This window comes from Desulfomicrobium aestuarii, assembly GCF_055385525.1.
Genome location: NZ_AP042427.1, coordinates 2,075,631 through 2,098,369, shown reverse-complemented (window position 1 = coordinate 2,098,369; position 22,739 = coordinate 2,075,631). Strand labels below are relative to the sequence as shown.

Sequence of the window (22,739 nt, the reverse complement as noted above, 5' to 3'; positions counted from 1 at the left end):
AGCAATGATCATGAAGCTCCACTTTGAAGACAGCTTGGACTATCAGCTTTCAGCCATTGAATCAGTTGCTAGTCTTTTTCGGGGGCAGGAAATCTGTCGCACAGAATTCACTGTGACAACTCCAACGACAAACAGATATGGGCAGCTCAAGCTTGGATTGGTCGAGTCCGACTTGGGAATTGGCAACCGTTTGCAGCTTCTAGACGATGAGCTTCAGGAAAATCTAAAAGAGATTCAGCTAAAAAACGGATTACGCCCATCTGATGCGCTGACCAGCGGTGACTTCACCGTTGAGATGGAGACAGGAACAGGCAAAACGTACGTCTACCTGCGGACCATCTTCGAGCTAAACAAAAGGTACGGGTTCACCAAGTTCGTCATTGTCGTACCATCCGTTGCTATCAAAGAAGGTGTCTACAAAACCCTTCAGATCACACGCGACCATTTCGAAGGCCTCTACCCTGAAGCCAAGGGATACGAATACTTCCAATACGACTCGTCCAAGATGGGGCAAGTGCGAAATTACGCCACCAGTCCTAACGTTCAGGTCATGGTGGTCACAGTCGGGGCCATCAACAAGAAAGATGTGAACAATCTCTACAAGGAGAGCGAGAAGACCGGCGGCGAAAAGCCTATCGACTTGGTTCGTGCGACCAGCCCTATTATCATCATAGACGAGCCACAGAGTGTTGACGGAGGCTTAACTGGACAAGGCAGGAAAGCCATCGAAGCGATGAATCCTCTTTGCACGCTCCGCTATTCTGCTACCCATGTAGACAAGCACCACATGGTCTATCGCTTGGACGCGGTGGATGCCTATGACAAGGAGTTGGTCAAACAAATCGAAGTGGCAGCTCTAGAGGTCGAAGGCGGATACAACAAGCCCTATGTAAAGCTATTATCCACCGAGAATCGAAACGGCACCATATCCGCCAAGATTGAGGCGCACATCCAGCAAGGTGGAAACGTCAAGCCGGGCATTTGTACCGTTCAGGATGGGGATGACCTGGAGCAGGAAACCGGACGAGCCATTTATGAGAATTTCCGTATTGGCACCATCACCTGTGGCAAGAATAACCAGTCCATCGAATTGAAGTATCCCAACGGGGAGAAGGTCCTGACCCCAGGCGATGAACATGGCGGAGTGAACCAGGATGACTTGAAGCGGCTCATGATCCGCCGCACCATCAAAGAGCACCTGGACAAGGAGAAGCGTTTTGCCACGTTAGGGCTTGGCGTCAAGGTGCTCAGCCTCTTCTTCATAGACAGCGTGGAGTACTACCGCCAGTTCGATGAAGACGGGAATTGGGTGAAGGGTAAATACGCCACAATGTTTGAGGAGGAATACCGCAAACTAGCCAAGGACCATGACTACCAGCCCCTCTTCGATGGCCTTGACCTGGACGTGGAGGTCAACGAGGTCCATAATGGATACTTCTCCATCGACAGGAAAGGCTCCTGGACCGAGACAGAAGATAACAACCAGACAAACAGAGACAACGCTGAACGCGCATACAGCCTCATCATGCGCGAGAAGGAAAAGCTTCTCAGTTTTGAATCCAAGCTGAAGTTCATCTTTTCCCACTCTGCCCTGCGCGAAGGCTGGGACAATCCCAACGTGTTCCAGATTTGCGTTCTTCGTGACATCGGAACCGAGCTAGCTAGGCGGCAATCCATCGGGCGAGGATTGAGGCTCTGCGTCAATCAGGATGGGCAACGCCTCCGTGGATTCGATATAAATACGCTGACTGTCATCGCTAATGAAAGCTACGAGCAGTTTGCTGAAACGCTTCAGAAGGAAATCGAAGCCGATACCGGCATCCGGTTCGGTATCGTTGAGAAGCACCAGTTCGCCACGATCGCTGTGACAGATGAGAGTGGCGAAACCAAGCCCCTTGGCGTTGAGCAGTCGGAGAGGATTTGGGATTTCCTGAAGGCAAATGACTTGCTGGATAAGAAAGGCAAAGTTCAGGACGCCCTCAGAACGGCGTTGAAGGAAAACACTCTTGAGTTGCCCAAAGAGTTTGAAGAGCAGAAGACGGAAATCAAGGCGATCCTCCGCAAACTCGCTGGTCGCCTGGAAGTCAAAAACGCTGATGAGCGCATTACAATCAAGCCCAACAAGGAACGCTTCCTGAGCCCTGAATTCAAGGAACTATGGGACAGGATCAAGCACAAGACTACGTACCGAGTTGATTTCGACAATGAGAAGCTGATCCAGGATTGCGCCAAAGCGATCGAAACCGGCCCGGCAATCAGCAAAACGAGAGCACGGTTCAGGAGCGCTAATCTTGCCATCGGTAAGTCTGGAGTCGTGGCAGAGGAAACAAGTGCTTCAGGATTTACGACAGTCAACGAGACGGACATTGAGCTGCCAGATATCCTGACCGATCTTCAGGACAAGACGCAGCTCACCCGTAAAAGTATCGTTAGAATTCTTACCGAGAGCCGCCGCCTGAACGATTTCAAGCGCAATCCTCAAGAGTTCATCCAACTGGCGACTGAGGCGATAAGCAGAACAAAACGCATGGCTCTGGTTGATGGAATCAAGTACCACCGCATCGGAGACGAGTACTTCTACGCACAGGAGCTTTTCGAGAAAGAGGAGCTGACCGGCTATCTTAAGAACACCATTGAATCTCAAAGGTCGGTTTACGATCACGTTGTGTTCGATTCCGGTGGCGTCGAGAAGGGCTTTGCCCAAGAATTGGAGAGAAACGAAGCGGTAAAAGTCTACGCCAAACTTCCTGGCTGGTTCAAGGTCCCAACGCCACTCGGCACCTACAATCCTGATTGGGCTGTTCTCGTAGAGGATGATGGTAAGGAAAAACTCTACTTTGTCGTCGAGACAAAGGGGAGCCTCTGGTGGGATGATCTGCGCCACAAGGAAGGAGCAAAGATTAAGTGCGGTATCGAGCACTTCGCCGTTCTTGCCGATAAACAAGACAATCCAGCCAAATTCATCCACGCAACAAATGTCGGTGAAATGTTGGTCCAGGTGTAGGTGATGCTTGGCGTTGGCAGTGATGATTGACCGTTTTTAGTTCATCACCAGGCCTTTGGCTCACGATGCTTTTGATTTAGTTTATAAGCATACCGAAGGATACGGAACAGTATCTGTTTTATGGTTCTTGTTTTAGCTCTTGAAGTTGTCTTTTGATTTCGAGTTACTGATTTAGGTCTAGATTTATTGATGATTTAATTGCCTCTTCTGATTTCCTCAGTGATATATTTCTTTTCTTGATCTAGGTTTATGAGTAATTTTCGTGGTTATATATACGAGTTTGGAATGGCTGTCTGCCCATGTCCCACTGTCCCACACCCTATATATAGGGGGTGGGACAGTGGGACATGGGCAGACTATGAAGCCAGCAGTTATAATACTCTTTGTATATATTCTGTTAGAAATGATATAACGTAATTGTTTTTTATATCACAATAAGGTGCGCCTTGGTTTGGCCGATAGGTAAGCTATTCGCTAGTATGTCTTCGATGTGATTTCTTACTTGGTTTAGAAGTATGAGGTGCAGTGTCAGTAATTTTAAGGTCAGGCTGTGGTGTGTCAAGGGAATTGTTTTTTCCTGTCTTGATGTCATGGGTTTTATTTTCGGGGTCGGTGGTGGCTTGAAGCCGTGCTTGTGCAAAAGCATGAAGTTTTTCGGCCACGACGCGGGCAGATCTCTCAGTTTCTAGGGATTGCTTCAAATTTAATATAAGGTCCTGATATTCTGCCAGGCGGCGTTCGTCGGTTACGATTTGATTGTTAAGTACTCGGACTTCAGCAGTTAGCTCGGCTGCTTTTGTCTCAACGCGTGCGCGGGAAGATGCTTCTGCGGAGAGCATCTCTTCGGTTTTGGCAAGCGTGCTGGCCAAAGTTGTGAGTTCGGCCTCCTTTCGAGTCAGAGCGACCTTGGTGGCTTCTAGTTCACGGTCGACTTCCTGATAACGCCTCTCGACCTCCCTTGCCGAAGCTACTTCGGATTTCCAGGCTGCAACCTGTTCCAATATTTCTGCTTCACGTGCTGCCCACGCGGTTTTCAGCGTGGCAATAGTCTCTGCCTGATCCCGAAGCTCGCCGACCTTGAGGGATAATTCACGGTTATCGCGTTCGAGCACAGAGATTTTTTCATGAGTAACCTTGATTTCCGCTTTCAAGTTAATGTTGTCGTTCCCAAGGGTGTTGATCTTCGTTTGAGCAGCTTCGACCGATATTTGCGCCTGCTGATGAATCTCTGCGGCCCCTTGTTCAGCCTGAAAAATCGTCGTTGCAATTAAATCGAGCGCGGTTTGTAAGTTTTTGGTCACCGCCGGAATGTTGTTTTTGGCGCTAGAAAGCATCGGGGATTTGAGCGTAATGTTCTGGCTTTGAGACTGGTTGTGTGTGTCCAACAGCATGGACAAAGCTTCTTCGGCTGTCTTGCCCGTATTTGTCTTGAACGCTTCCCATCTGTCCCTCGTCTCGTCGGCTACCCTAAACGACATAGGTTCTGTTTTCATATCGAGTATCTTTATCCTTTCTTAGTAAATGGGATGTAAACATGTATACCTTGTAAACATGTATACATCCCTGCTGGACGGTTAGTTGTCAGTTGCCTTTGCTTGTTTGATTATCCTCTGGACCGTTGATCGCGGAGTGCCGGTTGCTTCTGCTATGGCGTTGAGCGATTTTCCCTGGCCGGAAAGGCTAAGAATTGTTTCGTGTTTAGGATCAACCTTCGCGATCTTCTTGTCCTGTGAGAGTGGACGGTATTTCCAGACGATTTCGGTTTCTTTTTTTACCATTTCGAGCGCAAATGGTTTTGCGTCGTCGCCGAACAAGCCCCTAGCTTTTTCAAAGTGCACTTCGAAGCGGGCTCCCTGGTGTATCCGGTATCCTTTTGGATGTTTCAGCGAGAGCGTGATTTCAAGGTTATCCTCTCTGCTGCTCGTGCCTCTTTGCTGTCCGTTTTTTCCAGCATGGTGTACAAGTACAACGGTCTTCCCGAGCTTGCGCAGGTAAAAAATCCACTCCCGGACTTTGCCCCAACTTTCAGTGTCGTTTTCGTTGGCGAGTAGTGTCAAAGAGGAAACATTATCGATAAATATTACCTCGCTATCTTTAATGAAGGGCGCAAGAGCATCTTGTCCTATAGTTGTCGCTATATTTGGCATCGGTCCGGGGCAGAGATCGGGTGTTATTAAACGGAAGTTCTCTGCCGCTTCATCTGAGGCTTTGCCTGCTGTGATCAGCTTGAGTCGGTGCTGCATATCGTCGGCAGCCATCTCGCCATCTATGTATAAAACTTTGCACGCTTTCTTGGCGGGCCATCTTTCGAAGGGAGATGTCCCGCTTGCGGCTGCCCATGCGATGGCTAGGCAAAACCATGTTTTTCCTGCTCCTCGTGGCGCGTAGATGAGTGTATTTCTTCGTTCGCACAGTATGGGTTGCAGGATGTATTCGGCTTCGGGGATCGGCATGCTAAAAAATTCTTTCAAATTGTAAGATGTCAAAGTGTTTGTCTGGAGTGACAAAATTTCTTTCTTAAAATCTTCAAAATCATTTACTTCTGTATTTATCGTGTTATTATCAATTTTCATTATTATTTATCTTAATATAATGAGTTTAAAAAGTTACAATTTTTTCTTTAATCCATTTAGCCAGTACGTCAGTTTTATATGCTACTTTTCTGCCATATTTAATCCGATGTTCAGGCCCTTTTCCTAAAGAATCCAAATTTGCAAGTGTTCTTGGGTGTAACAGCCCTCCAGAAAACTGACCTACATTTCCACGAAGGACTAGGGGACTGCCCCAAGATTTTACAAGTTCATCGCAGATATCTTCTTCAATATAGTTCCGATTATCATTATTATTCATTGTTATCATGCTCACATAAGAGGCTTGGTGTTTTTGATATTTGTTATTAACAAGAATGGATGCTAGGCTTAGTAAACAAAGGTTAGATTTCCCATTCTGAAATCTATGTAGCATATCTGGCACGAAAAATCAAACATTCCTCGGAAAAAGGGGGGAGGCGAGGCTAATTCGATGGTTTTGAGGGGGAGAAGGAGGGTTTTGGGCAATTAGGAAACAAAACATAAAAAGCAAAAAACAAAACGAATGTTGTTGTTACCATGTTATGGATTCGTGTTACCCGTTTTGGGCGTTTAACCGTAGATGCTGTCAAGGGGGGCTAATAGGTTAGACATTGCTTTCCCGATTCTTACCTGTTTACTCAATCAGGCGACATCGGCTCACGCATATTCGTCTCTGTTGATCGTGGGGTAGTCCTTGAGCAAGTCATCAGCTTGGCATTTTGGGCGCTGTTCGTGAGGCTGCCTTATTATGTGTAACACAGTACCGGCTTGCCTCACGGGGTGAGCCATTCTGGTCACATGTGGCGCTGCGAAGGCCGTGTAGGACCCTCGGGGCTTTCCGATGACTAGGTCGTGGCATCGAGTTCGAACAGGAAAAGACAGCGGGCAAGGTCGGACGCATGGTCGAAATCTTCGCCCGCCTCGACCTGATCTTCTTTGACGAATTTGGCTATCTGCCGTTCTCCTGACCCCGCTGAGGGCAACTGTTCTTCCATCGGTTGTCAAAGCTCTGTGAGCAGACGTCGGCGATGATCGCCAACAACCTGAGATTTGGCGAATGGTCGCAGGTCTTCGAGGGTGCCAAAATGACGGCGACGCTCCTCGACCGCGTTACTCATCACTTTGAGATCTTTGAGACAGGACAACGAAAGCTGGAGACTGAGGCAAAGGACGTCTGGTCAGTGGCGCTGATACGGATTTCGCCTAGACTTGGCCGGATGCTTAGAGGCACTCTTGGGGGGGGCAGAATTGCACGCCGATGGTGGGTCATAAATCGATGCCGTTTGGCTTGCCAGGCGGCGGACGCATTTTTGATGCCGTTTGACTGGGCGGAGCACTCTGAGCCAATTATATGGAAATGGTGGCCACAAGCAATCTGGACTAACTTTCCCTTTCGCGGAGATGTGTACTTATCGCGTCTGGCGGGGGCAGTCACTCCTGGGCTAAACTTGTGGGGAGGGTCTTCAAGGATGGCCGCGAACCTTCCTTCGTTCCGTTGTCTAATTAGGAAAGGGGGGATGGATACTCTTGGCTTTTGAGGAATTGGAGTGAAGCCGAGAAGTTTTAGCGCCAAATGGATGTGATTGGCGGATTATGCGGGGTTAAAAGAGGTTGACCAATGGTTGACCAATTGGCGGGAAAGCAAAAAAGGACTTAAGCTAACCTGCTTAAGTCCTTTAGTTTTAATGGTAGCGAGGGAGGGAATTGAACCCCCGACACTGCGGATATGAGCCGCATGCTCTAACCGTCTGAGCTACCTCGCCGTATTCGCGGTTTCGGGTCTCCCCGAAAGCGAAGTCGGTTAATATAGAGGGGGCTTTCAAATGGCAAGCACTTTTTTCTCCTGAACCTCGATTTTGGCGATTTGCCTCTTGGACGGGTTTGGGTTAGTGCCTAATAGAAGTTCATCGGAACATGTCAGGCTCCCGGGGATTGGGTTCCGGGACACGAGAAGGAGGTCTTCATGATTGCCAACAAGCGTATCCACATTCGCAAGGACTGCCTTGTGCCCGTCCGCTACACCTACGAGGGGCAGCACAAGACGTATTACGCCCGCATGATCAACTACGGCGACGGCGGGCTTTGCCTCAAGACCCGGACGCCCATCGAGCCGGGGGCCAAGCTTGAGCTCTCCCTGGAGGGCTACAGCCCCAAGGAATCCACCCTGGGTGAATTCGACCGCTATCCCGTGGCGGTCTGCTGGACCAAGCAGGTTCCCGAGCGGGGGTTGCCGGTGTACGAGACCGGACTGAAGTACAGAGGGTAAAGGGCCGGCCATCCGGCCCTTTTTTTGCGCCTTACGCCCGCGGGCCGTTCCAGAGGATGTTTGCGGGCAACTGCTTTACGGCTCTGGTGCCGGTCATGACCATGGCCTGCATGAGCTCCGTGCGCAGAGTCTGGGCGTAGGCCGCAACGCCCTCGGTCAGGCCGCCCATGGCCGCGATGCTGAAGGGCCTGCCGAGCATGACCGCGTCGGCCCCGAGGGCCAGCATCTTCAGCACGTCCCCGCCGCTGCGGATTCCTCCGTCCGCGATGATGGCGATCTTTCCCTTCATTTCCTTCGCGATGCCGGGCAGCACCTTCGCCGTTCCCGGCGTGTGGTCGAGCACGCGACCGCCATGGTTGGAGACGACGATGGCGTCCGCTCCCGCCTCCGCGGCCAGGCGGGCATCCTCCACAGTCATAACGCCCTTGACGATGAACTTGAGTCCGGCCCTGGCGATGATCTCGCGCAGGGTGTCCACCGGCTTGGGCGAAACCGGCCGTCCCATCTTGCGCAGGGTGATGAGGCCGGCGGCGTCGATGTCCATGCCGACGACGGACGCGCCCGTGTCCCTGGCCTTGGCGAGTTTGTCGTAGAGTTCCGCGTCCTCCCAGGGCTTGATGAAGGGAATGCCGTGTCCGCCCGCGGCCGCGATGGCCGCGAAACCGGCTTCATGGATGAAGGGTGGGACACCATCGCCGGTGCATCCGACGATACCGGCCTGCCTGCAGCCGTCGATGATGGCGGTGATGTACTCCTCTTCGGACCTTTTCCCGCCCATGTTGAAGGACACGCCGCCGATGGGCGCCGCCATCACTGGCATGGACAGCTCAAGGCCCAGCAGGGACGTGCTGGTGTCCGGCTCGGTGATGTCGTGCACGAGGCGCATGTTGAACGTGCAGTCCGCGAGGGCCTGCACATTGGCCATGAAGGCCGACCCCGTGCCCAGGCCGCCCATGCCCGGCACCTCTCCGGCGCAGGCCTTCCCGTTGCAGACAGGGCAGACGCGGCAGTAGCCCGTCATCAGGTCGCGGGCGGTTTTGCGAATTTCCTTCATGAGTTCATGCTCCTTTCTTTGAAGTGAATACGATTTCCTTGGTGTGTTCGAGATGTTCCGTCATGGCGGCGCAGGCGCCGCCCGCATCGCGAAGGCGCAGCGCCGACAGGATTTTCCTGTGGTCCTCAAGGGCCTTGCGGCTGCGCTCCGGCGACTGCAACGCTTCGTCGCGGCTCTCGGAAAGCATGTCGTGCATCTGCTCCATGAGCCTGACGATGGCGTGGTTGCCCGTGGCGGCCGCGATGGTGTCGTGGAGGTTCTGATCTATCTCCAGGACAGCCTCCCCGCGCATCATGGCGTCCTCGTAGGCCTGCATGAGGCCGTCCAGCCGTTCGAGGATGCCCGGCGATACTCGCTGGGCCGCAAGGCGCGCGATTTGCGGCTCCAGCAGCAGGCGAAGCTCGAAAATGTCCTCGAGTCTGTGCCGCTCCCGGGCGAAGGCCTCCCCGAGTTGCCTGGCCAGTTCCGTCTGGCTGGCCGCCGAGATGAACGTCCCGGCTCCCGGCCTGCTTTCGAGCAGCCCCGCTTGCTCCAGACTCTTGATGGCCTCGCGCATGGAGTTGCGCGAGACGCCGAAAAGCGCAGCCAGACTGCGTTCCGGCGGCAGGCGGTCGCCTGGTTTCAGGTCGTCCGCTTCGACAAGCTCCTGCAGACGCAGGGTAATTTCTTCGTAGATTCTTTTTTGCTGTTGCGGTGTACTCAAGGTTGTGCTCCCGTGAAATTGGTCCTACCAATATTGCGGGGAGTGGTCAAAGGCAAGGGGTGCGGAGTTCGGTACGAATGCCCATCGGGGCGACAATTCGGAAATACCCGGCAGCGGGGAGGACAGCATGGACGACAAGCGCATCATGGATGTATTCGAGGCCTATTTCGAAAAGTACAAGAAAACCGAAGGGGATCGCACGAGCTGGTCCGCGCACTGGACGGTCTATGCGTCCGGCCGCAGCTTCGAGATCAATATGACCAAGTGTCCGCGGGGAACGACTTTCAAGATCTTCGCCGACAGGAAAAAGCTCGGTGAGATCGAGGGCTGGGACGCGTTTCTGGGTAATCTGGACAGGCTCGAAACTGAATACGGCTCGGTTTTCGAACGAGGCGACTTCTTCGCGCAGATGGAGGAAATGCTCTGAGCCTGCCGGGGCCGGGCCTCCTCGGAGGCAGCGCGGATCAGCTTCCCGCCAGGGCGATGATCACGGCCCCGGCGGTCATCCAGGCCGTGCCGTGCAGGCGGTGGCGCAGCAGGGGCTGGTGAAAGACGAAGCGTTCGAAACCGAGGGCGAAGAGCCCGTTCAGGCGCTTGATGGACAGCATGTACGCCACCGTGGTCATGGAGACGGCGGCGAAATGGCAGATGATGTGCAGGTACAGGCACAGGCCGAGGCTCAGGGCGTGTCCCGCCCTGGGCCACAGTTCCCGTAGCCTGAGCTGTCCGATGATCGCCAGGAAGACGAGCAGCGCCAGGTTGTGGGCCAGGCTGAAGATGCATCCCGCGTACAGGGGGCTGGAGAGCAGGATGAGCTGTTTGCCCATGACCGAGGCCACGCTCCAGACCAGCGCCGCGGCCAGCATGAGCATGGACCCGCGTTCCTGAAGGACGGCCTTGAAGGGGGCCCAGATCCCTGCGTCCTTCTCCGCGTACAGGAGGTAGCCCCCGGCCACGGTGACCAGAACGCCGAGGCAGCCAAGCATGGATGGGGTTTCACCCAACGCGACGAAGCCGGTCGCGAGGACGAATGCCGGCGTGAAGGCCATGAATGGCACGGTCAGGGACAGGGGCGAGCTCTTGAAGGACCAGCTTTGCAGGTAGAATCCCAGCGCGTTGATCGGCACGAGGGCCGCCAGTACGGTCCAGAAGCCGGGTTCGAGCCGCGGCGCGTCCAGAAAGGGGAGCGTCAGGGCGAACAGAGGCAGGCTGGTCATGAGCGGCGCGGCGACGGCCGAGGAGGGCGAGGCGTGCTCGAACCCGTGGCGGGTCAGCGCTGCCTCGGAGGCGGAAAAGAGGGCGGTCCCGAGGGAGAGCAGTATCCAGAGCATGATGTCGTCTCCGGGCCGGCGAGGCGCTGAGGAACCGCTGCGCTGCACCAGACCCGCCTGTTCCCGGTCATGCCGGAGCGGGGTGCCGCCTTCGGTTCCCGGAGGGTTTGCGCGGGGTCAACCGGCATGGCTTTCCCGCCTAGCGGAAGATCGCGTCGGCTTCCTGGCGGCGAAGGTCGGTGACGGCGATCTTCATTTTCTCCACGACATTGCGGATGTCTTGGTCGTCGCCTTCGATCCTGGACATGAGGGACTCGGCGAAGGCGTTTTCGGCCTTGTTGAGGACGTTGCACTGCAGCAGGTAGTCCGTCTTGCTGCGATACCCCGACCGGATCAGGGCTTCGGGCGTGCCGCCATGGGCTTTGAGGAGCGTGCGGTAATGATCAGTGAGGACGAGCATCCAGTCCTGGAACAGGGATCGGGATTGCTCCGGGATCGCGCCCGCGCTTTCGAGCAGGCGGGCCGTGTCGACGGGCGAGCCAGTCTCCTGTTCGTCCATGACCGCGTCAAGTGCGAGGCGGCGAGGTTTGGTGTAGTTCTGGACGAATTCTCCCAACCCGCTCGAATATTGTTTCATTTTTTGCGCGAAGAAGACGAAGAATACCGGAACGAAGATCATCCACAAGGGCGGCTTGGGCTTGTCGAGCACGCGAGCGGCCAGATTGTTGGCGAACCGCTTCTCGTACTCCAGGATGATCTGTTTTTTCTGGTCTGCTGTGCTCATGGAACGTTCAGTAGTGAGAGCGTCCCGGCCGGTCAAGGACGGTTTTGAGGATCGCCGGCCCCGCTCACGGGACAATGACCGCCTGTGCGCGTATCCCGGCCGGCAACACGATCCCGAAACGGTCCAACTCATATGCGCTGAACGTGTATGTTCCGGCCTGGGCGGTTTGGGGTGGAATGACGCCCGGCGGGGTTCCGGAAAGTATCCGGCGGGCTATTTCCCCTGCGGCCACGCCCTGGTCGAATGCGCTCAACACATGCCCGCCGATGGTTTTTCCCCTGCCCACGGCGAAATCCCAGAAGGCGAAGATCGGAACGGGGGTGTTGGCGTTGGCCCAGGCCAGGACCTCGTCCTCGGGAACATGCCTGCCGGCGCTGTCGCGCAGGGTGTGGTAAAGTCCGATGTAGACCGTGTCGAACCCTTCGGCCTTGGCGTTCAGGAGGGCTTCCCGCCATTTGTCGACGAGGGAGAACTGCTTCAGTTCGACCCGCACCTTGCCGAGATCGAGTTGCGATCTGCCTCCGAAGGCCTCGTGAACCACCGCGTCGGATGTCGCATCGGAGTCGAAGAGGATGAGGACCTTGGTGTCCTCGGTGTTCACGAGTTTGCACATGGAGTGCAGGGAGCGCTTCAGCAGGGGGCGTTCGAGGACCCCCGTCATGTTCGGGGCGGGAAAGAGACCGTAATCGCGCGGGTTGCGGTTTATCCCGAGGTACACGACGGGCGTGGGGCCGTTTTTCAGGCGGGGTCCTAGGTACTTAGCGGCGTTGTCGTCACAAAGGATGACGAGGCTCCACGCCGTGCCGCGGACTTCCTCCCACACATTGTCCGCACGCACAGGGTGTTCTTCCTTGGGCGTGCGCTTGGTGTCGAGGTAGAAGTGGCGGACGGACGCGTCCCGGGGCAGGGATTGCAGGAGTCCCTCCGTGAGGCTTTGTTCCCACGCGTACTCCTTGTGATAACTGTGGATGATGCTTATGGTGGTATTTGAAATGGCCGCGGAAGCGTGGAAGAGGATCGCGATGAGCGATATGAGAAGAATCCGCACTGCTTTCCCCTGGTGGTGGATGTGATCGGTTTTTTTGTTACCACCGTACAGGCCAAAGAACAACATGAACGCACCCGAGTTGTCGCTTTCCCTTCTTGCCTGCAAGAATGCCTGTCCCCGCGGTTCTGAAACGGGGGAGAGGGGGGGCGGGATCGGGCGATCTGGCTGGAGCGTCTCGTTTTTTGTCCTGAGCGCGCTGCTTTCCATTGCCCTGCACTCGGTTCTCCTGCTGCGGCTGGACCTCCGGACGGCCGTGCGCGAGGAGGGCAGAACTCTCCAACTCGATATCGTGGCTCCGGCGGTAAAACCGGTTTCGGAGCCGTCCCCGGCGCCTCGGGATGTACCTGCGCCTCCCGTTGAATCCCGGATCATGGACGCGCCCAACCCCCCGGTCCGGCCGCCTGCTCCCCGGACCAAGCAGGTCCGGCAGCCTGCGGCCGCAAAGGCCGCCGCGCCCGGGGCCACGGACAGGAGACCCGATCCGGCGGCCATGCCGGAAACCCTTCCGTCCGAGCCCAGCAGTCCCGAGGCGGCGCAGCAGGCCGCGGTGCCCATCGGGCAGGTGGCGCAGCGGCCCGATGCGACGGTCCTGGCCAACGAGTCGGGACAGGACACCCTCAAGCACGGCGCCGAGGCCAGATTCATGCATGGCGTGGCCACGGAAGAGTTCGTGGAGGAGAACTACGTCGGCGACTACACCCTTCCCGACTCCAGCCGGGTCTGGATCGAGGACGACCGGGCCCGCAGCGGCCACCTCGTCCTGCACGCCGAGGGGATGGGGTTGCACCGCAAGCTCTACCGTTTCAACCGCTTCATTTATGTCTACGGCGACACGTCCGAATCCCCGTCGCCGATTCTCGGGTCGGTGACGTTCTTTTCCGACGGTTACCATATTCACCAGTTCCTGTGGCAGCACAATTCGACGACAGCCCACTTCCCCCGCAGAAAGTAGCGAGTCGGCCCCACGTCCGGTCGCGCGTAACCGCGTTTTTGCGCGGGAATCCCGTCAAGTCTCACGCAAGTGCGGATGGGCACCTGCCCCTTTTGCCTGGCGGCGTGGAGACGTGAGTGCTGCTTTTCATGGTTGATTGACCAGTTTGTTTTTGCGATGTGTAGCATGTTTAACTATAAAGTAGCATTATTCGTGTTCAAATTTAGATAATATTATCTTATTTTTCGCAATATTTCCTCTGGTGGTGTGCGGATTGCAGCAATCGTGAATTTCGATCCAAAGCGCGTTGACATATTGAATATTTAGAAGATACTGAAGTGTTCGTGAAAAAAAGGCCGAAGTCTCTGCACGCTATTACCTTTTTGAAGGAGGAGGGTATGAGTTTAAGCAGACGTGAGTTCGTCAAACTGTGCTCCGCAGGTGTCGCCGGACTGGGCATTTCCCAGATCTATCATCCGGGCATCCTGCATGCCATGACCGAAGGGGCGAAGAAAGCCCCGGTCATCTGGGTACAGGGTCAGGGGTGCACCGGGTGTTCCGTGTCCCTGCTCAACGCCGTTCATCCCCGGATCAAGGAGATCCTGCTGGATGTCATCAGCCTTGAGTTCCATCCCACCGTCATGGCCAGCGAAGGCGAGATGGCCCTTGAGCACATGTACGCCATCGCCGAAAAGTTCAAGGGCAACTTCTTCCTGCTGGTCGAAGGTGCCATCCCCACTGCCAAGGAAGGCCGTTACTGCATCGTCGGTGAAACCCTTGACGCCAAGGGCCATCACCACGAAGTGACCATGGCCGAACTGATCAGGGACCTTGCGCCCAAGTCCCTGGCCACCGTCGGCATCGGCACCTGCTCCGCGTACGGCGGCATCCCCGCGGCTGCGGGCAATGTCACCGAAGCCAAGAGCCTGAAGGATTTCTTTGCCGCCGAAAAGATCGACAAACTGCTGGTCAACGTGCCCGGATGCCCGCCCCATCCGGACTGGATGGTCGGCACCCTGGTCGCCGCCTGGAGTCATGTCCTCAACCCGAAGGAACATCCGCTGCCCGAGCTGGATGACAACGGTCGCCCCATGCTGTTCTTCGGCGACAACATCCATGAAACCTGCCCGTATCTCGACAAGTACGATGCCTCGGACTTCGCCCCGACGTTCACCAAGCCCGGCTGCAAGGCCGAGCTCGGCTGCAAGGGCCCGTCCACCTATGCCGACTGCGCCAAGCGTCGCTGGAACAACGGCATCAACTGGTGTGTCGAGAATGCCGTGTGCATCGGCTGTGTGGAACCGGATTTCCCGGATGGGAAGTCTCCTTTCTATGTAGCGGAATAATCAAGGAGGACGCACGTGTCACAAGCAGCTAATCCCGCCGCTGACGGGAAAATCAAGATTGCCATCGACCCGTTGACCAGGGTCGAGGGTCACCTCAAGATCGAGGTCGAAGTCAAGGACGGCAAGGTCGTCGACGCCAAATGCTTCGGCGGCATGTTCCGCGGGTTCGAGCAGATCCTCAAGGGGCGCGATCCCCGGGACTCCTCCCAGATCGTGCAGCGCATCTGCGGCGTCTGCCCGACGGCCCACTGCACCGCTTCGGTCATGGCCCAGGACGAGGCCTTCGGCGTGAAGGTGCCCGTCAACGGACGCATCACGCGCAATCTGATCTTCGGATCCAACTACCTGCAGTCCCACATTCTGCACTTCTATCATCTGGCCGCCCTGGACTACGTCAAGGGCCCGGATGTTTCTCCCTTCGTCCCCCGGTATGCCAATGCGGACCTGCTGACGGACCGCATCACGGACCCGGCCAAGGCCGAAGCCACCAACACCTATGGCCTGAACCAGTACCTGAAGGCTCTTGAAATCCGCCGCATCTGCCACGAAATGGTGGCCATGTTCGGCGGCCGCATGCCACACGTTCAGGGCATGGTCGGCGGCGGCGCGACCGAGATTCCCACTGTCGAGAAGCTGGCCGAGTACGCCGCCCGCTTCAAGGAAGTGCAGAAGTTCGTGGTCGAGGAGTACCTGCCCCTGGTCTACACCCTGGGCTCCGTGTACACCGACCTCTTCGCGACCGGCGTCGGCTACAAGAACGTCATCGCCTTCGGCGTCTTCCCGCAGGACGACGAGCACAAGACCTTCATGCTCAAGCCCGGCGTCTTCATCGACGGCAAGGACGAGGAGTTCGATCCCAAACTGATCAAGGAATACGTCGGTCATTCCTTCTTCGACTATTCCGCTCCCGGCGGCCTGCACTACAGCGTCGGCGAGACCGTCCCCAACCCGGACAAGAAGGGCGCCTACAGCTTCGTCAAGGCCCCCCGCTACAAGGACAAGCCCTGCGAAGTGGGCCCCCTGGCGCGCATGTGGGTGGAAAACCCCGAGCTCAGCCCCATCGGCCAGAAGCTCCTCAAGGACCTCTACGGCATCGAGGCCAAGAAATTCCGCGACCTGGGCGACAAGGCCTTCTCCATCATGGGCCGCCACGTGGCCCGCGCCGAGGAGACCTGGCTGGTTGCCGTTGCCGTTGAGAAATGGCTCAAGGACATCAAGGCCGGCGAAGAAACCTACGCCAAGCCCGAGATTCCGGACGCAGGCGAAGGCACCGGCTTCACCGAGGCTCCTCGCGGTTCGCTGCTGCACTACCTGAAGATCAAGGACAAGAAGATCGACAACTACCAGATCGTGTCCGCCACCCTCTGGAACTGCAACCCGCGCGACGACATGGGTCAGCGCGGCCCCGTCGAGGAAGCCCTCATCGGCGTCCCGGTTCCGGACATCAAGAACCCTGTCAACGTCGGGCGCCTCGTTCGCGCCTTTGACCCGTGACTGGGCTGTGCCGTGCACGTGCTGCACGCTGAGACCGGTGAAGAACACGTTATCAACATTGACTAACGAGCTTCTTATGAACCAGAAAGGGCCGGGTGACCGGCCCTTTTTTTTGAATCAAGCGCAACCACTGACGCGTCTCTGGCGGCCAGGGCGCAGGATCCGGGGAGTATGGCATGAAACGACTACTGGTGCTTGGAGTGGGGAATCTGCTGCTGACCGACGAGGGGGCGGGCGTGCATGCGGTTCAGGATCTGTCGCAGGAGGATGAATGGAACCCGGATCAGGTCGATTTCCTGGATGGGGCGACCTTTACCCAGGACATTTTTTATGTTTTTCAGGAGTATGAGCGAGTGCTCGTGCTCGACTGCGTCAAGGGCGGTGGAGAACCCGGCACCATCTACCGCTTCACCGAGGCCAACCTGCGGGAGAACTACGAACAGCGCCTCTCCCTGCACGACATCGACCTTCTCGATTCCCTCAGGATGGCGGAGCTGCTCGGCAACAAGCCGCAGCTGTTGGTCATCGGCATCGAACCCCTGACCATCAGCGACTGGTCCATGGAGCTGTCCGAGCCCGTCAAGGCGAAGTACCCGAAGTATCTGGAGGCCGCCCGGCGGGAAATCCGCGCCCTGCTGGCCTGACATCAATATAAAAGGCTCCGCCGGCAGAAGCCGATGGAGCCTTTCTTCTTTTCACACGTCCGGACTTATTCTTTCTTGCCTTCCTTCGATTCGGCCGGCGCAGACTTGGCGGCAGGGGCTTCCTGAGCAGGAGCCTGGGCGCCCTGGGGTTCGAATTCCTTGCGCATTTCCTCGGTCAGGGTTTCGAGCTTGGGCACCACGCCCTGCATGTAGGTGCGGGCCACGGTCATACTCTGCTGCATGAGTTCGGGCATCTTCTCCGTGACCTTCTTGCCGAGGTCGGACTTGTAGAAATCCACCAGGCCCTTGGTCTCCTCTTCGGTGAAGACGGACGTGTACAGGTCCAGGTACTGCGTCTTGACCTTATCCCAGGCCATGTCCTCCTTGAGGATGGCGTCGAAGCGCTTGGAGTACTTCTCGAGTTTCGGCTTGTCGGCTTCCTGAATGTTCATCTGCGACGTGATCTGCTGGAAGATCATGGTCACCTGGGCTTTCATCTTTTCCATGACCATATCGCCTTCGGTGATCTTGATCAGTTCCTCGGCCAGGGCCCGGTGCTCCTTTTCCCCGGCGACGGCGGTGGAGCAGGCAAGCATGAAACACAAAACAAAGGCAAATTTTTTCAACATGTTGTCTCCTTAAGAGAAAGGCGGGGGGATCGGTTGTTCGGGCAGGGTGGATATGTGACGCACGCATGCCGGAGGGCAGGCGGATATCGCCTGGACGGCAGGTTTCTAGTCCAAGCGGACGCGGTTGACAAGGGGCGCGGCGACGGGCCCGAGCCCGCCACCGCGCGAAGCGTCTCAGAGTTCGACAGTCACGAGAGAGGCCGCCTTCTTCGCCTTGTCCACGGCCCTGTCGATGCTCTCGGCCCTGGCCACGACCACGCCCATGCGGCGTTTGCCGCTGACCTCGGGCTTGCCGAAGAGGCGCAGGTCCGTGTCCGGTTCGGTCAGGGCGGCTTCGAGGTTGCCGAAGCGGACCTGGCTCGATGTTCCCTCGACCAAAATGACGCTGGAGGCCGAGGGGCCGTGCTGGCGGATGACGGGCACGGGCAGGCCGAGGATGGCCCGGGCGTGCAGGGCGAACTCCGAGAGGTCCTGGGAGATGAGGGTCACCAGGCCCGTGTCGTGGGGGCGCGGGGAGACCTCGCTGAAATAGACCGTGTCCCCCTTGATGAACAGCTCCACGCCGAAGATGCCGCGGCCGCCCAGGGCGCCCGTCACGGCCTCGGCCATGCGCCGGGCCTCGGCCAGGGCGGCGGGGCTCATGGGCTGGGGCTGCCAGGACTGCTGGTAGTCTCCGTCCTTCTGGTAGTGCCCGATGGGCTCGCAGAAGGTTGTGCCGCCGACGTGGCGTACGGTCAGCAGGGTGATCTCGTAGTCGAAGTCCACGAAGCCCTCGACGATGACCTTGCCCTTGCCCGTGCGGCCGCCTTCCTGGGCGTATTTCCACGACTTCTCGGCGTCGGCCGGAGTCTTGACCACGGACTGCCCCTTGCCCGAGGAGCTCATGATGGGCTTGACCACGCACGGCGTGCCTACGGCCTCCACGGCCGCCAGGTATTCCTCGTAGGTTTCGGCGAAGCGGTAGGGCGAGGTGGCCAGACCCAGTTCCTCGGCCGCCAGGCGTCGGATGCCCTCGCGGTTCATGGTCAGCTTGGCGGCGCGGGCCGTTGGGATGACCGTGAACCCTTCGGCCTCCAGTTCCAGCAGGGTGTCCGTGGCGATGGCCTCGATCTCGGGGACGATGTAGTCCGGCCGTTCGCTTTCGATGATGCGGCGCAGGGCCTGGCCGTCGAGCATGGACACCGTGTGGGAGCGATGGGCGACCTGCATGGCCGGGGCGTTTTCGTACCTGTCCACGGCGATGACCTCGACGCCGAGGCGCTGCAGTTCGATGACCACTTCCTTGCCCAGTTCGCCGGAGCCGAGCAGGAGCACCTTGGTGGCCGTGAGGGAGAGGGGGGTTCCTATGTGCGCCATGTGTACCTCGCAGAAGATTGTTGTGTTCGGTGGCAGTGCCCTAGCCCAAGTCGCCGCGGTTGGCCAGAGCGGGGCGGGGATAAGGCTTGACGCATGCCCGCGCCGCGGGCCATAGATCGGAACTTTCCTGAGGATCGGAGGTTCCATGAACAAATTCGTATTGTCGGTCATCGGCAAGGACAAGCCGGGCATCCTGGCAAAAATATCGACCATTCTGTTTGCGCACGGCTGCAACATCGAGGACGTCAGCCAGACCATCCTGCAGACGGAGTTCGCATCCATATTCATCGTGCTCAACCCCGAAGGGCATCCCCTGGACAAGATCGGCGCGGCCCTGAACGAGGCCCTGGGCGACATGGGGCTGAGCGCCCATCTGCGCCCCATGACCCAGGCCGCCGCGCCTGTCCCGGCCCAGAGCCAGCCCTTCGTCATCACCACCCGCGGCGTGGACAAGCCAGGCACCATCTCGGCCGTGACCACGGCCATCGCCTCCCTGGCCTGCAACGTGGTCAACTTCCGGGCCATCATCACCCAGGAGGACGGCGTGGACGAGATGATCATGATCTTCGAGGTCGACATGCCCGGGGGCGTCGAGCACCGGCAACTGCGCCAGGTCATGCAGCAGGTCTGCGCCGGTTTCGGTCTGGACGTGTCGGTCCAGCACCGCGAAATTTTCGAAACGATTCACCGAGTCTAGGAGGCCGGACATGCTTAACGACCGCGAGGTCCTCTCCACCCTGTCCATGATCAAGAACGAGAATCTGGACGTGCGCACCGTGACGCTTGGCATCAGCCTGCTGGAATGCGCGTCCCACGATCTGCCGCGTTTCACAGACGCCATATACAAACGCATCACCACCCTGGCCAAGGATCTTGTCGCCGTCTGCGACGAAGTCGGCGACCGCTACGGCATCCCCGTGGTCAACAAGCGCATCTCCGTCAGCCCCATCGCCGTGGCCGCCGCGCCCTTCGACAGCCGCGGCATGGTCGAGGTGGCCAAGACATTGGACCAGGCCGCCCGGGACGTGAAGGTCGACTTCATCGGCGGCTTCGGCGCCCTGGTCGAGAAGGGCATGGCCAAGGGCGACCTGGCCCTCATCGAGGCCATCCCCGAGGCCCTGGACGTGACGGAGCGCATGTGTTCCTCCATCAACGTGGCCTCGACCCGCGCCGGCATCAACATGGACGCTGTGGGGCTCATGGGCCGCACCATCAAGGCTACGGCCGAGCGCACCAAGGACCGCGACGGCCTGGGCTGCGCAAAGCTCGTGGTCTTCGCCAACATCCCCGAGGACGTGCCCTTCATGGCCGGCGCCTACCTGGGCGTGGGCGAGGCCGGTTCGGTCATCAACGTCGGCGTCAGCGGCCCCGGCGTGGTCAGGAAGGCCATCGACCGCGCCCTGCAGGACAACCCCGGCGCCCACCTCGGCGAACTGGCCGACGTCATCAAGCGCACGGCCTACAAGGTCACGCGGGTGGGCGAGATCATCGGCCGCGAGGTGGCCCGCATCCTGGCCGTGGAGTTCGGCATCGTGGACCTGTCCCTGGCCCCGACGCCCAACGTCGGCGACAGCGTCGGCGAGATCTTCCAGTCCCTGGGGCTGGGCGCCATCGGCGTGCCCGGCTCCACGGCGGCCCTGGCCATGCTCAACGACGCGGTCAAGAAGGGCGGCGCCTTCGCCAGTTCCCGCGTGGGCGGCCTGAGCGGCGCGTTCATCCCCGTCAGCGAGGACCTGAACATCGCTGCCGCGGCAGCCGGCGGACAGCTCTGCCTGGAGAAGCTGGAGGCCATGACCGCGGTCTGCTCCGTGGGCCTGGACATGGTCGCCCTGCCCGGCGACACCACGGCCGAGACCATTTCGGCCATCATCGCCGACGAGATGGCCATCGGCATGATCAACAAGAAGACCACGGCAGCCCGGCTCATCCCCGTGCCCGGGAAGAAGGCCGGCGACAAGGTGCATTTCGGCGGCCTGCTGGGCGAGGCCGAGATCATGCCCGTGCGCAGCAACGCCGTCTCGGGCGGGTTCGTCGGCCGCGGCGGGTCCATTCCCGCGCCGCTGCAGGCCCTCATCAACTGAGGTTGAGCCGGGGGCGCTTTTGCGCTAGCGGGTGCGGCAGACGAGACAGTATCGGGAGGGAGTCATGAAAACCAGGGAAGCATTCGGGAAGGACCGCGTGGCCGTCGGCCTGGCCGTCGGGACCATTCTGCTCCTCTTCGTCTTTTTCTACGCCCTGCACCGCAACGTGGAGGGCCTCGGACGCGAGATCGAGGACCTGAAACGGCTCAACAGCGCGGTGCTGGAACTGGATGCGCGCCATGCCGTCCTGGACGGCAAGGTCACCGAACTGGCGACTCTGCCGCGTCGTACGTCGGCCATGGCCATGGAAAACCAGGTCAAGGCCATGGCCCACGCGGCCGAAGATCTCGACCGCCGTCTTGACGGCAGGCAGCGGGAAAGGCTCGCCGTCATCCGCACTCTGCTGCAGGAGATCGGCGAGGACCTCAACGGGACAAAATGACCGTCGAGGACGTGGCGCGAGATAGGGTCCGGGGGTGCAGTCTTCCGGACCCTTTTTTCGTCGTGGGTCCAAGGTGTTGCGGGAACGGCGAGATGGCGCCCCGACGGGCCGGACGGCAAACCCGACAGCCGGGAGCGGTATTCGCGTATGACGCCTGCGGCCGATAAAATCTGATTAAAACGGTTGAGTTATAGAATGTTTCGAGATTTATGTTTACAAAAAATCGATAATTGAATAGGGCAACACACAGGCCTATTTTTCAATAGGTAATAATCGTCCAGCTGTTTTTATTTTGCCTGAGATGGATGCTTGTGGGAAGCATCCGGTCTTTAGTTGCGTCAAACCGGAGCACAAGGACACTGCCTTGAAAAAACGTTACGTACCCATCACCATTGTCTGTGGTATGTTGGCAATCCTGGCCCTGGGTGGCCAGTTCGCGCCAGCCCCTTCGGAAGAGCTGCCTGTTCGTCTTCGGTTGGACAATAAGGGCGGCGATGTAGTTTTCACTCACTCACGTCACGTGAAATACGTAGAGGGCAGTGGTGCAAACTGCGCGAAATGCCATCATGAGAGCGAGACTCCGAGCCTGACGCCGCTGCCCTGCGGTTCCTGCCATGCGGCCGAGTTCGACGCCAAGTTCACCTCGGACCACCAGACGCAGCTGCCGGCCGAGACCTGTACCCGCTGCCACCATGCCGAGATGGGCAAGCTGCAGTGGAGCCACGACGATCACGTGAACCAGTACACGACCGCATGCACCGATTGCCACCACGACACGAGCATCGAGGCCGAACCCGGCGCATGCAACCAGTGTCACGGCGACAAGGCCGACGGCAACACCCTCGCCCTGCGCGACGCCGTGCACACCAAGTGCGAAAGCTGTCACGCCGACATGTACGAAAAGAAGCTGGAAGGATGCAGCGAGTGCCACGAACTGCTACCCGGCAAGACCGGCACCCCGCAGCCTTCGTGCAACTCCTGTCATTACGAGTCGGAAGCCATCCCGTTGCCGCCACGCATGGATGCGTTCCACGATCAGTGCATGGCATGTCACGAAGAGGCCGGGAAAGGACCCTTCGGCGAAAAATCCTGCAAACGCTGTCACACGAGGTAAGA

General features: G+C 58.0%; 23 protein-coding genes and 1 tRNA gene. 12 read left to right on the top strand and 12 right to left on the bottom strand.

Annotated elements, in window-relative coordinates:
- Positions 1-4 precede the first annotated feature (4 nt).
- On the top strand, positions 5-3,004 hold the full coding sequence (locus ACZ5AC_RS09435; protein WP_464247369.1) for a type III restriction-modification system endonuclease: 3,000 nt from the start codon (positions 5-7) through the stop codon (positions 3,002-3,004).
- Between the two features lie 467 nt (positions 3,005-3,471).
- Here the strand turns inward: ACZ5AC_RS09435 and ACZ5AC_RS09430 are convergent, their stop codons facing one another.
- The 4 genes from ACZ5AC_RS09430 to ACZ5AC_RS09415 form a co-directional block, all read right to left on the bottom strand.
- Positions 3,472-4,497 (bottom strand): hypothetical protein, encoded by a 1,026-nt coding sequence (locus ACZ5AC_RS09430; RefSeq protein ID WP_464247368.1) that lies wholly within the window; start codon positions 4,495-4,497, stop codon positions 3,472-3,474.
- Between the two features lie 81 nt (positions 4,498-4,578).
- Positions 4,579-5,577, bottom strand: coding sequence for an AAA family ATPase (locus ACZ5AC_RS09425; protein WP_464247367.1), 999 nt, complete (start codon positions 5,575-5,577; stop codon positions 4,579-4,581).
- A gap of 25 nt (positions 5,578-5,602) precedes the next feature.
- Positions 5,603-5,854: a hypothetical protein gene (locus tag ACZ5AC_RS09420; protein ID WP_464247366.1), complete on the bottom strand. Its 252-nt coding sequence runs from the start codon at positions 5,852-5,854 to the stop codon at positions 5,603-5,605.
- Between the two features lie 565 nt (positions 5,855-6,419).
- Entirely contained in the window at positions 6,420-6,569 is a 150-nt protein-coding gene (locus ACZ5AC_RS09415) for a hypothetical protein (RefSeq protein ID WP_464247365.1), read from the bottom strand.
- 33 nt (positions 6,570-6,602) lie between these two features.
- Here ACZ5AC_RS09415 and ACZ5AC_RS09410 point away from each other — a divergent pair, with 33 nt between their 5' ends.
- Entirely contained in the window at positions 6,603-7,112 is a 510-nt protein-coding gene (locus ACZ5AC_RS09410) for an ATP-binding protein (protein ID WP_464247364.1), read from the top strand.
- 148 nt (positions 7,113-7,260) lie between these two features.
- Here the strand turns inward: ACZ5AC_RS09410 and ACZ5AC_RS09405 are convergent.
- Positions 7,261-7,337: transfer RNA gene (locus ACZ5AC_RS09405), tRNA-Met, on the bottom strand.
- A 200-nt stretch (positions 7,338-7,537) separates the two neighbouring features.
- On the opposite strand from ACZ5AC_RS09405, the gene ACZ5AC_RS09400 reads away from it, so the two are divergent.
- Positions 7,538-7,840, top strand: a complete 303-nt coding sequence (locus tag ACZ5AC_RS09400) for a PilZ domain-containing protein (RefSeq protein WP_464247363.1) — start codon at positions 7,538-7,540, stop codon at positions 7,838-7,840.
- A gap of 31 nt (positions 7,841-7,871) precedes the next feature.
- Here the strand turns inward: ACZ5AC_RS09400 and ACZ5AC_RS09395 are convergent, their stop codons facing one another.
- Positions 7,872-8,894, bottom strand: coding sequence for an alpha-hydroxy-acid oxidizing protein (locus tag ACZ5AC_RS09395; protein ID WP_464247362.1), 1,023 nt, complete (start codon positions 8,892-8,894; stop codon positions 7,872-7,874).
- A 4-nt stretch (positions 8,895-8,898) separates the two neighbouring features.
- On the bottom strand, positions 8,899-9,597 hold the full coding sequence (locus tag ACZ5AC_RS09390) for a FadR/GntR family transcriptional regulator (protein ID WP_464247361.1): 699 nt from the start codon (positions 9,595-9,597) through the stop codon (positions 8,899-8,901).
- 127 nt (positions 9,598-9,724) lie between these two features.
- Here ACZ5AC_RS09390 and ACZ5AC_RS09385 point away from each other — a divergent pair, with 127 nt between their 5' ends.
- The gene (locus tag ACZ5AC_RS09385) at positions 9,725-10,024 is read left to right on the top strand and encodes a hypothetical protein (protein WP_464247360.1); all 300 of its coding nucleotides are present in this window, start codon (positions 9,725-9,727) and stop codon (positions 10,022-10,024) included.
- 37 nt (positions 10,025-10,061) lie between these two features.
- Here ACZ5AC_RS09385 and ACZ5AC_RS09380 read toward each other — a convergent pair whose 3' ends face one another.
- The 3 genes from ACZ5AC_RS09380 to ACZ5AC_RS09370 all read right to left on the bottom strand — a co-directional run bounded on the left by ACZ5AC_RS09380 (position 10,062) and on the right by ACZ5AC_RS09370 (position 12,700).
- Positions 10,062-10,928 (bottom strand): DMT family transporter, encoded by an 867-nt coding sequence (locus tag ACZ5AC_RS09380; protein WP_464247359.1) that lies wholly within the window; start codon positions 10,926-10,928, stop codon positions 10,062-10,064.
- A 139-nt stretch (positions 10,929-11,067) separates the two neighbouring features.
- Positions 11,068-11,652, bottom strand: coding sequence for an NF038143 family protein (locus ACZ5AC_RS09375; RefSeq protein ID WP_464247358.1), 585 nt, complete (start codon positions 11,650-11,652; stop codon positions 11,068-11,070).
- Positions 11,653-11,716: 64 nt separating this feature from the next.
- Positions 11,717-12,700 (bottom strand): ABC transporter substrate-binding protein, encoded by a 984-nt coding sequence (locus ACZ5AC_RS09370; RefSeq protein WP_464247357.1) that lies wholly within the window; start codon positions 12,698-12,700, stop codon positions 11,717-11,719.
- A 370-nt stretch (positions 12,701-13,070) separates the two neighbouring features.
- Here ACZ5AC_RS09370 and ACZ5AC_RS09365 point away from each other — a divergent pair, with 370 nt between their 5' ends.
- From ACZ5AC_RS09365 to hysD, 4 genes are all read left to right on the top strand, one after another.
- The gene (locus tag ACZ5AC_RS09365; protein WP_464247356.1) at positions 13,071-13,652 is read left to right on the top strand and encodes a hypothetical protein; all 582 of its coding nucleotides are present in this window, start codon (positions 13,071-13,073) and stop codon (positions 13,650-13,652) included.
- 377 nt (positions 13,653-14,029) lie between these two features.
- Positions 14,030-14,977: a NiFeSe hydrogenase small subunit gene (gene hysB, locus ACZ5AC_RS09360; protein WP_464247355.1), complete on the top strand. Its 948-nt coding sequence runs from the start codon at positions 14,030-14,032 to the stop codon at positions 14,975-14,977.
- A gap of 15 nt (positions 14,978-14,992) precedes the next feature.
- Entirely contained in the window at positions 14,993-16,537 is a 1,545-nt protein-coding gene (gene hysA, locus ACZ5AC_RS09355; protein WP_464247354.1) for a NiFeSe hydrogenase large subunit HysA, read from the top strand.
- Positions 16,538-16,647: 110 nt separating this feature from the next.
- Entirely contained in the window at positions 16,648-17,115 is a 468-nt protein-coding gene (gene hysD / locus ACZ5AC_RS09350; protein WP_464247353.1) for a NiFeSe hydrogenase maturation protease, read from the top strand.
- A gap of 65 nt (positions 17,116-17,180) precedes the next feature.
- On the opposite strand, the gene ACZ5AC_RS09345 is transcribed toward hysD, so the two are convergent.
- The gene (locus ACZ5AC_RS09345) at positions 17,181-17,744 is read right to left on the bottom strand and encodes a DUF2059 domain-containing protein (protein WP_464247352.1); all 564 of its coding nucleotides are present in this window, start codon (positions 17,742-17,744) and stop codon (positions 17,181-17,183) included.
- Positions 17,745-17,918: 174 nt separating this feature from the next.
- Positions 17,919-19,100 carry a formate-dependent phosphoribosylglycinamide formyltransferase gene (purT, locus tag ACZ5AC_RS09340; RefSeq protein WP_464247351.1) on the bottom strand — a complete coding sequence of 394 codons (1,182 nt, stop codon included), beginning with the start codon at positions 19,098-19,100 and terminating at the stop codon, positions 17,919-17,921.
- Positions 19,101-19,245: 145 nt separating this feature from the next.
- Between purT and ACZ5AC_RS09335 the strand changes: the two genes are divergently transcribed.
- The 4 genes from ACZ5AC_RS09335 to ACZ5AC_RS09320 all read left to right on the top strand — a co-directional run bounded on the left by ACZ5AC_RS09335 (position 19,246) and on the right by ACZ5AC_RS09320 (position 22,737).
- Positions 19,246-19,797, top strand: coding sequence for a glycine cleavage system transcriptional repressor (locus ACZ5AC_RS09335; RefSeq protein ID WP_464247350.1), 552 nt, complete (start codon positions 19,246-19,248; stop codon positions 19,795-19,797).
- A gap of 10 nt (positions 19,798-19,807) precedes the next feature.
- Positions 19,808-21,181 carry a DUF711 family protein gene (locus tag ACZ5AC_RS09330; protein WP_464247349.1) on the top strand — a complete coding sequence of 458 codons (1,374 nt, stop codon included), beginning with the start codon at positions 19,808-19,810 and terminating at the stop codon, positions 21,179-21,181.
- 64 nt (positions 21,182-21,245) lie between these two features.
- Entirely contained in the window at positions 21,246-21,623 is a 378-nt protein-coding gene (locus tag ACZ5AC_RS09325) for a hypothetical protein (RefSeq protein WP_464247348.1), read from the top strand.
- 301 nt (positions 21,624-21,924) lie between these two features.
- The gene (locus ACZ5AC_RS09320) at positions 21,925-22,737 is read left to right on the top strand and encodes a cytochrome c3 family protein (protein ID WP_464250609.1); all 813 of its coding nucleotides are present in this window, start codon (positions 21,925-21,927) and stop codon (positions 22,735-22,737) included.
- The last annotated feature ends 2 nt before the right edge of the window (positions 22,738-22,739 follow it).

Coding starts and splice junctions, on each gene's coding strand:
- ACZ5AC_RS09395 (WP_464247362.1), bottom strand. CDS start 8,894: ATGAAGGAAATTCGCAAAACCGCCCGCGACCTGATGACGGGCTACTGC.
- ACZ5AC_RS09320 (WP_464250609.1), top strand. CDS start 21,925: ATGGATGCTTGTGGGAAGCATCCGGTCTTTAGTTGCGTCAAACCGGAG.
- ACZ5AC_RS09380 (WP_464247359.1), bottom strand. CDS start 10,928: ATGCTCTGGATACTGCTCTCCCTCGGGACCGCCCTCTTTTCCGCCTCC.
- ACZ5AC_RS09415 (WP_464247365.1), bottom strand. CDS start 6,569: ATGGAAGAACAGTTGCCCTCAGCGGGGTCAGGAGAACGGCAGATAGCC.
- ACZ5AC_RS09335 (WP_464247350.1), top strand. CDS start 19,246: ATGAACAAATTCGTATTGTCGGTCATCGGCAAGGACAAGCCGGGCATC.
- ACZ5AC_RS09435 (WP_464247369.1), top strand. CDS start 5: ATGATCATGAAGCTCCACTTTGAAGACAGCTTGGACTATCAGCTTTCA.
- ACZ5AC_RS09385 (WP_464247360.1), top strand. CDS start 9,725: ATGGACGACAAGCGCATCATGGATGTATTCGAGGCCTATTTCGAAAAG.
- ACZ5AC_RS09400 (WP_464247363.1), top strand. CDS start 7,538: ATGATTGCCAACAAGCGTATCCACATTCGCAAGGACTGCCTTGTGCCC.
- purT (WP_464247351.1), bottom strand. CDS start 19,100: ATGGCGCACATAGGAACCCCCCTCTCCCTCACGGCCACCAAGGTGCTC.
- ACZ5AC_RS09430 (WP_464247368.1), bottom strand. CDS start 4,497: ATGAAAACAGAACCTATGTCGTTTAGGGTAGCCGACGAGACGAGGGAC.
- ACZ5AC_RS09375 (WP_464247358.1), bottom strand. CDS start 11,652: ATGAGCACAGCAGACCAGAAAAAACAGATCATCCTGGAGTACGAGAAG.
- ACZ5AC_RS09425 (WP_464247367.1), bottom strand. CDS start 5,577: ATGAAAATTGATAATAACACGATAAATACAGAAGTAAATGATTTTGAA.
- hysD (WP_464247353.1), top strand. CDS start 16,648: ATGAAACGACTACTGGTGCTTGGAGTGGGGAATCTGCTGCTGACCGAC.
- ACZ5AC_RS09325 (WP_464247348.1), top strand. CDS start 21,246: ATGAAAACCAGGGAAGCATTCGGGAAGGACCGCGTGGCCGTCGGCCTG.
- ACZ5AC_RS09330 (WP_464247349.1), top strand. CDS start 19,808: ATGCTTAACGACCGCGAGGTCCTCTCCACCCTGTCCATGATCAAGAAC.
- ACZ5AC_RS09410 (WP_464247364.1), top strand. CDS start 6,603: ATGATCGCCAACAACCTGAGATTTGGCGAATGGTCGCAGGTCTTCGAG.
- ACZ5AC_RS09345 (WP_464247352.1), bottom strand. CDS start 17,744: ATGTTGAAAAAATTTGCCTTTGTTTTGTGTTTCATGCTTGCCTGCTCC.
- ACZ5AC_RS09365 (WP_464247356.1), top strand. CDS start 13,071: ATGGACGCGCCCAACCCCCCGGTCCGGCCGCCTGCTCCCCGGACCAAG.
- hysB (WP_464247355.1), top strand. CDS start 14,030: ATGAGTTTAAGCAGACGTGAGTTCGTCAAACTGTGCTCCGCAGGTGTC.
- ACZ5AC_RS09420 (WP_464247366.1), bottom strand. CDS start 5,854: ATGAATAATAATGATAATCGGAACTATATTGAAGAAGATATCTGCGAT.